17 protein-coding genes and 1 pseudogene are annotated in these 13473 nt (G+C 36.5%); all 18 read right to left on the bottom strand.

Annotation, left to right across the window (positions count from 1 at the left end; translation table 11 throughout):
• Positions 1-133: 133 nt before the first annotated feature.
• Positions 134-1510 (bottom strand): sensor histidine kinase, encoded by a 1377-nt coding sequence (locus tag DXB54_RS04260; RefSeq protein ID WP_118694329.1) that lies wholly within the window; start codon positions 1508-1510, stop codon positions 134-136.
• A complete protein-coding gene (locus tag DXB54_RS04255; RefSeq protein ID WP_006858444.1) occupies positions 1498-2160 on the bottom strand; it encodes a response regulator transcription factor in 663 nt (220 codons plus the stop codon). Before DXB54_RS04255 ends, DXB54_RS04260 begins: the two co-directional genes overlap by 13 nt.
• Positions 2161-2174: 14 nt before the next feature.
• Complete coding sequence (locus DXB54_RS04250; RefSeq protein WP_118694328.1) at positions 2175-2915, bottom strand: lantibiotic immunity ABC transporter MutG family permease subunit; 741 nt, start codon at positions 2913-2915, stop codon at positions 2175-2177.
• Position 2916: 1 nt separating this feature from the next.
• On the bottom strand, positions 2917-3648 hold the full coding sequence (locus DXB54_RS04245; RefSeq protein ID WP_118694327.1) for a lantibiotic immunity ABC transporter MutE/EpiE family permease subunit: 732 nt from the start codon (positions 3646-3648) through the stop codon (positions 2917-2919).
• Entirely contained in the window at positions 3641-4354 is a 714-nt protein-coding gene (locus tag DXB54_RS04240; RefSeq protein WP_117854318.1) for a lantibiotic protection ABC transporter ATP-binding protein, read from the bottom strand. The genes DXB54_RS04245 and DXB54_RS04240 overlap by 8 nt, the downstream gene beginning before the upstream one ends.
• Positions 4355-4458: 104 nt before the next feature.
• Positions 4459-4647 carry a hypothetical protein gene (locus DXB54_RS04235; protein WP_005330841.1) on the bottom strand — a complete coding sequence of 63 codons (189 nt, stop codon included), beginning with the start codon at positions 4645-4647 and terminating at the stop codon, positions 4459-4461.
• 105 nt (positions 4648-4752) lie between these two features.
• Positions 4753-5262 (bottom strand): helix-turn-helix domain-containing protein, encoded by a 510-nt coding sequence (locus DXB54_RS04230; RefSeq protein WP_118694326.1) that lies wholly within the window; start codon positions 5260-5262, stop codon positions 4753-4755.
• Between the two features lie 580 nt (positions 5263-5842).
• A pseudogene (locus DXB54_RS04225) lies at positions 5843-6328 on the bottom strand (lysine--tRNA ligase); the annotation flags it as partial.
• A 135-nt stretch (positions 6329-6463) separates the two neighbouring features.
• Positions 6464-7729 carry an integrase DNA-binding domain-containing protein gene (locus DXB54_RS04220; protein WP_118694324.1) on the bottom strand — a complete coding sequence of 422 codons (1266 nt, stop codon included), beginning with the start codon at positions 7727-7729 and terminating at the stop codon, positions 6464-6466.
• 81 nt (positions 7730-7810) lie between these two features.
• A complete protein-coding gene (locus DXB54_RS04215) occupies positions 7811-8017 on the bottom strand; it encodes an excisionase (RefSeq protein ID WP_118694323.1) in 207 nt (68 codons plus the stop codon).
• Positions 8018-8022: 5 nt separating this feature from the next.
• Positions 8023-8592, bottom strand: a complete 570-nt coding sequence (locus DXB54_RS04210) for a hypothetical protein (RefSeq protein WP_118694322.1) — start codon at positions 8590-8592, stop codon at positions 8023-8025.
• Positions 8593-8771: 179 nt separating this feature from the next.
• A complete protein-coding gene (locus DXB54_RS04205; protein ID WP_118694321.1) occupies positions 8772-9692 on the bottom strand; it encodes a hypothetical protein in 921 nt (306 codons plus the stop codon).
• A 392-nt stretch (positions 9693-10084) separates the two neighbouring features.
• Positions 10085-10651: a recombinase family protein gene (locus DXB54_RS04200; RefSeq protein WP_118694320.1), complete on the bottom strand. Its 567-nt coding sequence runs from the start codon at positions 10649-10651 to the stop codon at positions 10085-10087.
• Positions 10652-11018: 367 nt separating this feature from the next.
• Positions 11019-11159, bottom strand: a complete 141-nt coding sequence (locus tag DXB54_RS11845) for a hypothetical protein (protein ID WP_158578176.1) — start codon at positions 11157-11159, stop codon at positions 11019-11021.
• A gap of 39 nt (positions 11160-11198) precedes the next feature.
• Positions 11199-11450: a hypothetical protein gene (locus DXB54_RS04195; protein ID WP_243104734.1), complete on the bottom strand. Its 252-nt coding sequence runs from the start codon at positions 11448-11450 to the stop codon at positions 11199-11201.
• 61 nt (positions 11451-11511) lie between these two features.
• Positions 11512-11685, bottom strand: coding sequence for a hypothetical protein (locus tag DXB54_RS11940; RefSeq protein WP_199708735.1), 174 nt, complete (start codon positions 11683-11685; stop codon positions 11512-11514).
• 13 nt (positions 11686-11698) lie between these two features.
• Positions 11699-11971 carry a hypothetical protein gene (locus DXB54_RS04190; RefSeq protein WP_118694319.1) on the bottom strand — a complete coding sequence of 91 codons (273 nt, stop codon included), beginning with the start codon at positions 11969-11971 and terminating at the stop codon, positions 11699-11701.
• A gap of 18 nt (positions 11972-11989) precedes the next feature.
• The gene (locus tag DXB54_RS04185) at positions 11990-13414 is read right to left on the bottom strand and encodes a polymorphic toxin-type HINT domain-containing protein (protein WP_118694318.1); all 1425 of its coding nucleotides are present in this window, start codon (positions 13412-13414) and stop codon (positions 11990-11992) included.
• Between the last annotated feature and the right edge of the window lie 59 nt (positions 13415-13473).

Here is a 13473-nt window from a genome sequence, read left to right as displayed (position 1 = left end):
AGCTATCATAATTCTGTATGCCTCCTTCTTCCATGAGATTACAGCAAACGTAGAAGTAATGTCTATCAAAAGGCTTTTACATATTAGATAAAAGCATGTAAAATTTCTTTTACATAGCTTAATTGCGGTCTATTTAGCTTGTTTCTTGACTACTCAGGAAAAATATTTCTACCCTCGCCCCACCTGTATTTTCAGAATTTGAAAGTTTAATACCTCCACCATATTTTTCAGCCACAGTTTTTGCAAAAAATAGTCCCATCCCATAATGGGCTTCGCCATTTCTACTTGTGTCATCCATAAAAAACTGCTCTGTGCCATGCAATAATGCTTCTTTTGTAAATCCTGATCCGCTATCCTCCACAATGAATGTCAGCCGGCCATCCTGCTCCTTTGCGTCAATATAAATGATTCCATTTTCTTTTGTATGCTCCACTGCATTCTGAATCACATTCATTACGGCTCGGAACATTGGATCATAAGCAATCGTTACCTTTTTATCACTTTGTTCCGCCTTCCAATCTATCTTCTGGTGATAGCTTTCTACCAGTCCGAGTGCCTGTTCCTTTATATCTGCGAAAAAATCTTCTAACCTCACCGTTGTATAGGTAACATCACTGCAATTCCATGATTTTGTGACATCTATCAACTGTTTTACATAACTTTGTATCTGTGTTGTGCCGTTCAAAACATAAGTGATATTTTTCTTCTGTTCTGTGGTCAGTTCAGTCTCTGAAAGTAGTTCTGCATTTCCCCGTACAATCGTAAGAGGTGTTTTAATATCATGCGCCAAAGCAGACATCTGCTGTTTCTTTTCCTGCTCTGTTTTCCACTGCTTTTCTAAAGATTCTCGCAATGCATCTCGCATATCATCGATTGCCGATAAACAGTCATCAAACTCTTTGATACCGGAACAGGATGTCTCATATTCCAGATTTTGATCCTTTATTTGTCCGATTGCGTCTAATACAGGCTGCATCTGCTTTTTGATTCTTTTTCCAAAACGTATGGACGGAATGATGATAATCGCTACCGCTCCAATCACAGACATAATAATCATCACATTCTGTGGTCCTATAAAATGCTCCCTCAAAAAAGCTGAATGATATTGAGGTGTCAGGCGATATTGCAATACAACATATTCATTTTCCCTTACAATTACTTTATAAAAATATTTCCCGGATGCGTTTCCGTACTTTACAACATTCCATGCTATCTGTTCGTATTGTTCTGACAGATCTCCACCTATTTTCTCTCCATTCTCTGAAAAGATTACATAATCACAAAGTGCGGGAATCATCTCAGCAGTCACTTTATCTGCACGTAGAATCGTATCATATGCTTCATTAATCTTTTGCTCTGCATAATTTGCCGGATAAATACAGCCCACACTAATCAAAAGGTACAGCAGCAGATAAGCAACAATCACCAAACCAACTAATGATCCAAGCATGACCAGTACATATCTCATAAAAATCCTGCTGAGTGCATTGCTTCTCTTTACTCTTCCCATTTATATCCAATCCCCCAGACTGTTTTTATCGGTGTATAATCATAATCCGCAAATTTTGCTCTTATATTTTTGATATGCGTGATTATAGTACTGTCATTACTCTCATTGTCAAAGCCAAAGACCGCTTCCAATATCTGTTCCTTCGAGAAAACCTGTCCTCTGTTTTTAGCCAGAAATTCACAGATTTCGTACTCCGCTTTCGTAAGAGGAAGTTCCTTATCATCAACCAATAGTTTCTTTTGAGATATTTGAATACAGACCCTCCCCAAAACCATCCGGACAGAATGTTCCCTGTGCTCTCTTCTAAGATGTGCATTGATCCTTGCCCGAAGTTCCATCACTCCAAATGGCTTTGAAATATAATCATCTGCTCCTAAAGAAAGTCCGTTTACCAGACTGTTTTCCTCCGTTTTTGCCGTAAGAAACAAAATCGGACAATCCACAAGTGCCCTGATTCTTTTGCATAATTCGAAGCCATCAATTCCAGGCATCATAATGTCCAGTAAAATCAGGTCATAACGATGTAATTCTTCCATATTAATTTTTAGTGGATTACTTACTTTGGTAACCAGATGTCCATCCTTATTCAAAATGCTTTCTATCATTTCCAAAATTGCCGGTTCATCATCAACTGCCAGTATTTTTGCCATAGTTTCCCTCGATTCTATTCCGATATTCTGTTTCCTTCCCAGTGGTTTACCCACCAAAAATAGTATACCATACTAATCCCTGTAAATATTAAGCAACCTGGTATGAATGACAACCATTCACCTACACTAGTTTCTCCCAATACAGATTGCAGATAAGTATATGGTACTCTACCCGTCCAACAGACAAATACATATTTCCACACATAATCTCCAAGTCCGGTAAGCATCAATGCACTAATTAGTCCTGATATAATCCCTGCTCCAATGGATACCCCTTTTCCAAACTGAAAAGCCAGAATCAGCTGCCACAGATAAAGTGGAACACTGCTTCCCCACAGCAGCAATGCTGCAAATATACATCCTTTCATGATTTCGATATCGCTTGATGCGATTCTTCCAAATCCAACTCCGAATATGATTGCTGTCAATAGGATAGAGCACAGACACAAAACCAGTAGCATCAACAGTTTCGATAAAAATGCTGTAAGTTTATCTGGTAAAGACAACAGGTTTTGAAAATTACCTGCATTTTGTTCTTGTTCCATCACACTTGCTGTAAAAATTCCAATAAGTACCGGAAGTCCTGCTCCTATTGCCTGATAAAATGCAATCACTTTCATATTTTCATTCCATGGTGAAAAAAAGTAATATATTAAAAATATAACGCTGGTTATAATCGGAATCAGTAAGTGTGCCAGAATCACAGATGTTCCTTTCATCTTTCGCAAGTCTGCATTAAGAGATCTTCCAATCATCTTATTTCACCTCTCTTCTCTCAAACCATTTCAAAAACAGAACCGTTACAAAAACAAACCAGATGATTGAGAGACACATTCCCGGAACAATGACTCCCGTATCCAAAAGAGGATTCCCTGCTTCTGCGGCAAGTCCATTTGGTAAAACATGAAGCAACGGGCACATCATTCGCATAGGGATTGCAGAAACAAGTACATACCAGATTCTGGTTTGTGATATTACCACACCGCTGACGGTAATAAATAGGCAGACCAACAGGTTTACAATCATTCCAAATCGTTCACTTAAAAATAAAGCTACCGGAATCTCCCATAACTCAGAAACCGTCAGAAACAATACTGCAATCAACGCTCCTCCAACTGGAACATGTGTCGTTAGAAGAAAGCCTCCAAGCGTTGCTCCTGCAAACACAATCACATTAGAAAACAAAATCATGTACCCAATATAAATAATTTTCCCCAGCAACAATTTTCTTCTGTCTGTGGGAATAGTCATTAAATGATAGTATTTTATCTTTTTCTCCTGCGCCACAGAAAGATAACAAAATAGAGCAATCATCCCCGGCAGCAAAAGTGTATACCACCAGTTCCAAACACTTTCTGCATAAGCATTTGTCATCCCAAGAGTAAATATAAATGCCATGACAAATGTAAGAAGAGGAAATCCCCAGATAAACTTTTTTCGCATGGTTCTTTTGGCTTTTTGATGTTCTGCTTTTATAATATTAACCATGGATTTCACCTGCTTTCTGGTTTTTTCTTACCACATTCATAAACAAATCTTCAAGATTATCTCCCTGCTTTAATGCTCCTTCGTATCCTAAGATTCCACCTGAAATAATCCCGACTTTATCTGCAAGTAACTGTACCTCTGAGAGAATATGACTGGAGAGAATTACAGTGATTCCCTGTTCCGGAAAAGACCGGATCAGCTCTCGTAATTCCTCGATGCCTATTGGATCTAATCCATTCGTAGGTTCATCCAATATCAAAAGTTCCGGTTCTCCAAGCAATGCCATTGCAATGCCTAGTCTTTGCTTCATCCCCAAAGAAAACTGTCCTGCTTTCTTCTTTCCGGTGTTTGTAAGTGATACAATCTGCAAGACCTCATCAATTCTGTTTTCATCTGTACCAAGCAATAATTGTCTTACCTTCAAATTCTCTCTGGCGGAAAGATTTTCATAAATAGGCGGATTTTCAATTAACGCTCCTATTTTTGATAAATCTTTCCTATCCAAAAGTTTTCCATCAAAGTAAATCTTTCCTGCAGTTGGTTTCATCATACCGGTCAGCATTTTCAATGTGGTAGATTTACCAGCGCCATTCGGTCCAAGCAGTCCATAAATCTGTTCCTTTTCGATATTAAGTGAAACATTATTTACCGCTTTCTGCTTTCTAAAATATTTACACAAATTTTGTGTCTGCAACATCATTTCCATCTTTACTATCCTTCCTTCCATATTTCATTTCTTACTGAAATATAACCTAACAGAAAAAAATAAAGATTTGATGAAGATTGCTAAATAATTCGTCTACTCTATTTTTATTCTCGTATGGAATAAACCATCAATTGAATATCATTATCAGAACTCGGCTTTCCACTGAAGTCAGCAAAACTGTTACAAATACGAAGTCCTAATTTACAGAATATCTCCGTGATTTCATCCAAACTATATAACCTTATAGGATTTCCTTCTTTCATTTCAGGCTTATAAAGTGCTTCTCCATACATATAGTCTACCTGCCCATATATCAGCGTTTTTCTATCCTTCTCCCATTCAAAAGCAGATAATGTAAGTCCCTTTTCTCCTGCATCCCATAACTTGCAAACCTGAATTTATCTTTTCTTATATGTCACCACAACTCCAACCACCGAAGTCAAAAAAACAATCGGTGCGAGTCTTACAAACAAGAATTCAAACCCATGCAGTATTGTTCCTGACACTGCCAACTCAGGATCATTGTAATTCCAATTCAAATAAAAACTATTCGTAGATGCAAGTGCGATAAATATTACCACTATAACCGCACACAATGAAATAAGAATCCATCGAATCGTTTTTACCTTTGTTATACTTCTTTTTGCAAGCTGCAAATTAATAACTTCTAATTTTTCAGAAAGAATCTTTAAATCATCGGTAGTCGGTTCTGCTACAGGTTCTCCAAGTAATTCACTTACAGTAGTATCCAGTTCATTCGCCAAAATAATCAGCATACTGGAATCTGGAACTGACAAACCATTCTCCCATTTTGATACTGTCTGTCTTACTACGTTCAGTTTAATTGCCAGTTCTTCTTGCGACAGCCCTTTTGACTTTCTAATTCTTTTGATATTTTCATTTAGCATAATCTCTGCCTCCTTGTTTTTGATAGCTCAATTCTATATTCAATAGAGCCGTTGCCACAAGCAATACATATTAACATCCGCTTATTCACGGGCTTTTCACAGACAAAACTCGATTTGTATTTCTGTTTGTTTTAAAAATGGGCAACTCCGATTGGAATTGCCCACTCATTTATCACTCCAAAATCCAACGGCTTTGCCGTTGCCGTTCTTCGAACTTCTTGATTTTGTCGTTGTCACATCAGGTGAAAACAAATACTCGCCTTGCTCGTGCTTGTTTTCCTGCTGATGTTCCAAATTATACGATTTTTTCTTGCTTGCACTTAATTTTGCATCAATTGATGTAAGTTTGATGTAAATCGCTGTTTTTTTAGTTTTTTATCAAATGAAGTACGTCCCGTCTATTTACTATGAAAGTCCTGAACGGCAGCCATGAATGAGTCATGCTTGCATGAACGAATTCATGGATATCGGGCAGGCTAAACTGTATGAGTAAACAGGGCAATCGCCCGGATTACGAATGCAGTTGGCAGTTACGGGAGTGCCATAGGCACGGAGTAACTGACTTTCATATATTTACATCTTAATAGAGCTTTGCACCTGCCGGAATGTGGTCATCTACCATCAGAAGATGAATCTTTTCTTCGCCTTCTTCTTCATGAATAGCACTGAGGAGCATACCGCAAGAGTCAATGCCCATCATCGCTCTCGGTGGAAGATTTGTGATAGCGATAAGAGTCTTTCCAACCAGTTCCTCCGGCTCATAAAAGCTATGAATGCCGCTTAAAATGGTTCTGTCTGTGCCTGTTCCGTCATCAAGAGTAAACTGTAACAGTTTCTTTGACTTCGGTACTGCAACACACTCTTTAACCTTTACTGCACGGAAATCTGACTTGCTGAATGTATCAAAGTCTACCATTTCCTCAAACAAAGGCTCAATCTTTACTTTAGAAAAATCAATCTTTTCAGACTCAGTTTTTACATTTTTTTCAGGTGCTTCAGAAGCTGTATTATTTACATCATTTTTCTTATTTACACCATCTAAGGACTTCATTGTCGGGATTAGGATTTTCGTCCTTAAATAAATGCTCATATCTTCTTATATCCCCACTAATACAAGGCTCAAAATCATCTGTATTTCACATATCTTCTTATATATCTTTATATCTCTGTTGTAGAATGTCGTAAAAATTATCGTAAATTGCTAACAGATTTTTATTTTACCTTCCAGTCTTGCAAAGGATTCCTGTTTTCTTTCCTTTGTGGCTTCATTGTAAACATTCATTGTGGTAGTAATATCACTATGTCCCATAATCTCCTGAATAATCTTTAAATCATTTTCGTTCTCACATAACCTAGTACAAAAGGTATGTCTGAGATTATGAGCACTAAAATGTGGTATTAAAACAGGCTGTCTATGTTCTTTCTTAGCTTGTACCTTTTCCTGTTCATTACAGGCTGTGTAAATACGTTTAATCGCTCGATTTATGGTCTGTGGATTATGCACATATCCACAACGATTAGTAAACACAAATCCTGAATACCCATCAATAATAGCAGTATTAAATCCACATTTCATCTGCTGCCTTCGTTCCTGTAATAAGGCTTTTCTGACAGCTTCAAACATTGGAATAATACGCTTTCCTGCTTCTGTCTTTGGTGTAGTAATGTGCATTTCACACTTTCCATCATCTTGCTGTCGGTAAATCAGATTATGATTTATAGAAATAATATTTTCTGTAAAATCACAATCTTCCCATGTCAAACCGATAACCTCGCCGATTCTACATCCTGTACCAAGAAGTACAGTAAATAAAGGCAACCAATGTTTATAGGTATCAGAACCAGCTACAAAATCAACAAATAACGACTGCTGCTTTTCTGTCAACGCATGACGTTTTGTTTTTTCCCAATTATGACTCTTTTCGATTTCAGCCATAACACCATCTGAAGGATTTGTACGGATATATCCATCCCTAACAGCCATTGTAAAAACAGGATACAATATTGTATTGATTATTTCCATACTGTTCGGTTTAAATTTCTTTTCAAGTATCAGGCTGTTATAAAATTTCTTAATATCACTATACTTAATACTTGAAATTCGTCTTTTCCCAATAGTATCACTCACATAGTTTTTATACATATACTGATAATTTGTCCTTGTAGACTGTTTTAATTCCTTTGTGGACATATATGTATCAAATAGCTGATTCAGTGTTTTAGTATTTGCTGTATGAGTCTGTATACCATCTTCCAAATCTCGTCTTATTTGCTTCTCCATCTCTCTAAGACTTAATTCACAGCGTTTTCCTTCTGGTACTCTGTCGGTTGCAACCAATTTCCAACTGTAAGCACTTCTGCGAGTTCCATTTACGTCAACATACTTAAATTCATATTTACCATCTTTTCTTTGGCTCTCTCCATTTTGCAAAACTCTGTTTTTGCTATCTCTTCTCTTTTCAGACATGATAAAATCTCCTTTCCGAAAAGAGCCATGATATAGTATGCGTTCATCATACCATACCACGCCCTAATCTTCTATAAATTTTTAAACAACCTTCTGTAAATCCATATACTGCTCAAACAATTTTCTTTTAATCTGTTTTCTGTTTCCATTCCAAAACCAAAAATCTGCATCTGGATTTTGATTTATAATATTCCTGATATTATTCTCACCGATACGAAAGTAAACAGCAGCTTCTTCTATGGATAATGAATACTTTTCCCAAACAGGTACTACAATATCTTTTGCCATAGCAACTACACCTCACTTTCATCAGCAAGGTAATGTTTACAGTTAATAGCTCTAATATCTGTATTCATCAATGCCATGTATACTTTTTCAGGAATATAATCCATCAGTGATTTTGCTTTGCTTACCAGTATTCCCTGCTTAATATCACAATAAATATCTAATGCATGGTTATATGTATCAATGTCAGTTGAACGAATCCATCTATCACTATCTTTAACCTTCACACTGTATTTCTTTGTAAACGAATTTTTTGTAATATTTGATTTTCCAACCTCAATCGTTTCATAAAATACATTGATACTGTGAGGAACAATCAAACACAAATCAGGATGGTACTGTTTATTTCCATATTGTAAAATATCTTTATCAATATCCATCTGACCTTCACCTGGAACCTCATAAAAATTCTTATCCAACCATTCATAATATTCTTCCTTGTTTTCTTCCCACAACTTCCACATGAAAGCTCCTCTATAACGTGGATTACGTTCCTGATATTCCTTTCCACATCTTGCTTTCATGTTAAAATATCTGCTCTTTTTTTCTTTCTTATTAAGTTTTTTATATCTTGTCACCTTATTTATTCTCCTTTTGTGTAAATATTGGTGACACATTCACACTCATCCATTACCTAACTGAATGAACATATTAGGTAACTGACTTTAAGGAAAATCTTCAATAAAGCCTTATATTTCAATACTTTTCAACATTTATATAAAATTCATTTTTGGTAACAAATTACTGTTTTCCAATTTTATTTTGAAAAATACTCAATCATTTTTTCTTTAATATCTGTAACAATAGCTTTCAAATCTTCAAAACTGAAATATTCAATATTGTGATATTTCTTAAAATTACTAGCCTTGTTATTTGCTTTTTCTTCCGTAAATCCAAGTAACATCAATAATTTTTTCATCTGATTACTTGTAAAGATATGATCACGCCTTGTTATCAAAAAGCTGTTCACACTCATAAATTCCCTGTCACGTTTCTTTCTGCTTAGATCTTCCAAATATAATTCAGCCATACTGTGATTGAATCTATCCTGAACAGCTTCAAACTCTTTTACAGCATCATCCAATCTGTCAAACCATACTTTTAAAAATTCATGCTCAATACTATCCTTCATACGAACACTTCTTAATTCCAACCGACTATAATATGGGCTTCTATTCTGGCTTTCATCAGCTTTATCATAAAATTCAACTTCTCTTAATTGATTTCTCGTTGCAAGACTTTTAGTCTTACCATTCCAGAAATTTTTTGTGTCGTATGTATTTTTGTCATTCGATGAATTAGCAATACAAGCAATCAATAATCGGTTTAACTTTGTATAATTCGGATAATACTTACTGTCCATAGTGTTAAAACTCATATCTACACGTTTCCACTTGAAATCGGTTATTGCCAATTCTTCAAACACATCTTTCATTACCTTCTTAAAAGCTGTATACTCTGTCAAAATGTATCCGTTGTTATTCCTGTTAGGATTTACACGAAAATATGTTTCCTGTTCATCCTCATTTCTAACTTTACGAATATTGCAGTTTGTAACAAAATAATTGTCATTTGCTTTCTTCAAATCAACAACCTGTGGTGCAATACCATTTCCAGTATGAAAACCAACATGTGCATCAATCTCTTTTAAATATGCTAAACGCTTCTTTTTATCCATAATCTTTTTTTCCTCCTTAAGTCTAATGTCGAATAGCATTTTTCATTTATGCGAATGTATCACCACTTGTTTATTCTCTTTTTGAATTGACAATTAACGTGAAAATGCACACACACGCTTTTTCCTATTTTTAAGCACAAAAAAAGCAAGGTATTTTTCAACCTTGCTATCGTAAAAATAAATCGTTATCGTGTTTCCCCTTATTTTTCTTGTTTTTTTTTAATTTTGGTGTCAAAAATTGATTTTAAAAAAAATCGTGGTTTTCCCTTATATTTCTTGGCAAAAATCCACTTTTAGGGTAAAAAAATAATATCGTACCCTATATCGTGTTAGTGTATGCGTGTAGTAGCTATACTGTATTCTAATATTACAATTTGCTTTTCCAGTTTTTGCTACCCTCTCTTTTTCTTGGCTCGTATTAATGTACTCTTACTAATTCCTGTCATATCTTCTACCTGTTTATAAGAATTGCTTTCCAATAATTCCAACGCATGTTCTATCTGTTTTCTACTATATTTTTTCGGTCTACCTTCCCTAAAATCAGGATTTTGTTTTGCAATGGCTTTTCCTTCCATTGTTCTTTCAACAATCATATCTCTCTCAAATTCAGCAAAAGCAAAAAACACATTCCTAATCAATTTTGAAGATGGTGTATTATCCATAACACCGATATTCAGAATATAAACCTTAATTCCCTTTTCAACCAAATCTGATACTAACTCACTACCCTGTGTCATGCTCCTTGCAAATCTATCCAATTTTGTAACAATCAGAGTATCACCCTTTTGTATTTTATCCATCAGTTTATCAAATTCTGGTCTATCCGTTTTCGTACCTGTAAAAGCATCCACATAAATTTCATTAGCACCTGATTCTCTCAATGCTTTTTCTTGTGCTTCCAAACTGTTTCCATCTTTAGCCTGTCCTTTTGTACTTACTCTTGCATACCCATAAATCATATAAAATCTCCTTTCGTTTTTTGACACCAAGTTATGACACCTTTCTATGCCTTGATTTTACTACATTTAATTTTTGGTGTCAATACTTTTGATTATTGACACCTACTATACCTACACATTATCCAAAAAATATTGATATAGTAATACGTGTTTATTAAAAACTTTTATATGCATTTATCAAACACCCTGCAAGATTTTTACATCTTGCAGGGTGTTCTACTGTCAAAATATATGTAAGACCGCAAGGCAGGTCGCCCTGCGGTGATGTTTCCTATGTCGTGATTATCTGTCCCTGTCTTGGGATTTCTTTCTCTGCTTCGGCTGAGAGTTCTGTTTCCCCTCTTCCTGAGTACCCACTATGAGGCGTTTACTCCTCTACATAATCTTTTATGCTGGGAGAAGTTTCAGGAAAAGCAAACGCCCACCCAAGTAATGCTAAGTAACTACCAAGCGTTCCTTGCAGAAGCCCTAGTATTACCAAGCATATTTTTTTGATTACATTGTTCAAAATAAACACCTCCAAACAAAAGATAAACTACAGGACCGGTCAAAATTTAAAGAACCAGAAAAACTTCCCGCCGTATGGATTTTTCTTACTGAGCAATAGTGCTGAAACTTCATGCAATAATAAAAATGCACCGCTTATGGCCGTCATCACCAGTTCAAACTGTGATAAGACCGACATGGAATTATCATTATAGCCTATATAAACATTCTTACTGCCCAGAATGCTGCAATTTCCCTCATACCAGAACACATTGGCACCATTAACCGGTGAATCCGGCTTAATCTGCAGCACCGTATAAGTTGACCGAATGCCTTTCCCATAACGTGATTTGTAATTTCTGACAGCATTTCCGCTATATACCTTGACATGATTGGAGCTCTGCCGGGAGCTTTGATATGTTACAGTTCTCATCAAGTTTTATAGCTGATAAAGAAAGACTGAACGCCTCTTGTAATTGCCCATTATAAAAGGAAGTTTCCGCATTTGAAATTAATTCTGCAAGTTGATCTTTTTTGTCCATTGGCATCCAAATCATCCCCTTACGTAACATCGGTTTTTTTCAGTTCGTTTATTAGCTCTATATCATAATCATTTGGAACATCACTGAATGCTTTTTCTGCTAAAGTGACAGCTTCTTTTGAAATCGTAACCTCATTAGCTAAAACGTTCTCCAAAAAATTTTCAAGAGCCACCCGTTTTTCTCCATATTTCGCCAGTTCTTCAGCATCTTCCACAAGAGCATTCACAAGAGAGTCGTCATGAAATTGCATAGAGATATTTTTGAAGAACATATCATATGCGTCTTTTACCATTTTAATCTCCTCTCATAATTAGCGATTAATAGGAAAGCCAGTTACTATCCCTTCACCGCCTGGTTCAACAATCACTCTAATATCTAAACTATGGTTTTGTCCTTCAACAGTAAATCTAACTGGTCTACCATTTCTTGTGGTAAGAGGAGCGTTTGGATCTGGACCACCAATAGTTTTCGGTGCATTTCGACCACTTCCTGGACCTGTAGCTTGTTGCCAAATTGATTTTGGACTATTCGCAACATCTTCGACAGCCTTAATAGCATTATCATCGGACCAAGTATCTGGAAAAGCACTATTGCCAAATCCGCGATTTGGACCGTGCCCAGGATCATCTGGACCTTCGCCTTCAAGAATATGTCGTCTTCTATTATCACTAACTTTACATTCGGTATTGTGAACCCATACGGTATTTCTTCCAACAAAATATGTATGTGAGTTTTCAACCTGAAAATTATATACATTTACAGATATTTCGAACTCTTCAATCTTATACTTTTCGATTAATAAATCATCACCATTAACGCTAACAAGCTTATCACCCACAAGGAGTCTACCAGCCTCAATAAAGCCTCTGCCCTGCACATAAAATGGATGATTGTCTGTGGTGATGACTTCTTCACCATTGATTACAAGATGAACGAGTTTGTCCACCTTGCGGACATATGTTTCAAGGACAGTTTTTTCACTTGTTTCAAGCGTATCAGGATCAGTTGAAATAACCTTATCACCAGGATTTATCTTTTCAATAGCGAGCAGACCAGCAGTTGTAAGTACCAATGTACCAGCAACAAAGCACGCCATATTCTGAGAAGCAGCACCTGAGAACGAAGATACCAAGCTTACCCCCATCTGGAACTTGTTGTATACATCGCTCTGATGCATTTTGTTGTTAAGTTCCGTGATTGGGTTATTAGGATCAATCATCCCCAATCCTAATGATACCATGTCAAAACCATCCATACTATTAGAAATGGCCCCGCTGATTTTAGAGGTTGTCTGGATTGCGTTTCCTAATTTAGAACCGCAGGTTATGAATTTGCCGGCGATTCCGCCTACGCCGCCCAAGGCACCACCCATTATGGCACCATCTAATGCACCTTGGGCAAATCCTTCTAGGAATGAGCCTCCTGTTAGCATACTGGTAATTCCGCCAATCAAGCCACCGGTCAAAGCACCTTTTAAAGCTCCGATAAGAATGCCAGTGCCTATACCCTGTAAGCCAGGAACACAAATGCAGACAACAGCCACTACGATTTCAATTACCAGAACGATCTCTTTCCAGTGATCTTTACACCACTGACCGACCTTTTTCAAACCTTCGCAAAATTTTTCCCAGTCGGTCTTTTCGCAGTCAGGCTTAAGATAAGAGTATTGTTTGTAAAAGTCCTTCTTAGCACGTGAGATTTCGGATGATGCCGAATTATCACGATCTACCGTCAAGTTAATAAACTCATCGACTTCTCTTTGGGTTGCTTCGAGACCCGCAATCTGCTGTTCTT

The organism is Coprococcus sp. OM04-5BH, from assembly GCF_003482105.1.
In the GTDB taxonomy this organism is placed as follows: domain Bacteria; phylum Bacillota; class Clostridia; order Lachnospirales; family Lachnospiraceae; genus Coprococcus.
This window is presented reverse-complemented; position numbering and strand designations above follow the sequence as displayed.

Bases quoted from the DNA above. Each gene is read 5' to 3' on its own strand.
- DXB54_RS04260 (WP_118694329.1), bottom strand. From the start codon at position 1,510: ATGGGAAGAGTAAAGAGAAGCAATGCACTCAGCAGGATTTTTATGAGA.
- DXB54_RS04255 (WP_006858444.1), bottom strand. From the start codon at position 2,160: ATGGCAAAAATACTGGCAGTTGATGATGAACCGGCAATTTTGGAAATG.
- DXB54_RS04250 (WP_118694328.1), bottom strand. From the start codon at position 2,915: ATGATTGGAAGATCTCTTAATGCAGACTTGCGAAAGATGAAAGGAACA.
- DXB54_RS04245 (WP_118694327.1), bottom strand. From the start codon at position 3,648: ATGGTTAATATTATAAAAGCAGAACATCAAAAAGCCAAAAGAACCATG.
- DXB54_RS04240 (WP_117854318.1), bottom strand. From the start codon at position 4,354: ATGGAAATGATGTTGCAGACACAAAATTTGTGTAAATATTTTAGAAAG.
- DXB54_RS04235 (WP_005330841.1), bottom strand. From the start codon at position 4,647: ATGTATGGAGAAGCACTTTATAAGCCTGAAATGAAAGAAGGAAATCCT.
- DXB54_RS04230 (WP_118694326.1), bottom strand. From the start codon at position 5,262: ATGCTAAATGAAAATATCAAAAGAATTAGAAAGTCAAAAGGGCTGTCG.
- DXB54_RS04220 (WP_118694324.1), bottom strand. From the start codon at position 7,729: ATGTCTGAAAAGAGAAGAGATAGCAAAAACAGAGTTTTGCAAAATGGA.
- DXB54_RS04215 (WP_118694323.1), bottom strand. From the start codon at position 8,017: ATGGCAAAAGATATTGTAGTACCTGTTTGGGAAAAGTATTCATTATCC.
- DXB54_RS04205 (WP_118694321.1), bottom strand. From the start codon at position 9,692: ATGGATAAAAAGAAGCGTTTAGCATATTTAAAAGAGATTGATGCACAT.
- DXB54_RS04200 (WP_118694320.1), bottom strand. From the start codon at position 10,651: ATGATTTATGGGTATGCAAGAGTAAGTACAAAAGGACAGGCTAAAGAT.
- DXB54_RS11940 (WP_199708735.1), bottom strand. From the start codon at position 11,685: ATGCCAATGGACAAAAAAGATCAACTTGCAGAATTAATTTCAAATGCG.
- DXB54_RS04190 (WP_118694319.1), bottom strand. From the start codon at position 11,971: ATGGTAAAAGACGCATATGATATGTTCTTCAAAAATATCTCTATGCAA.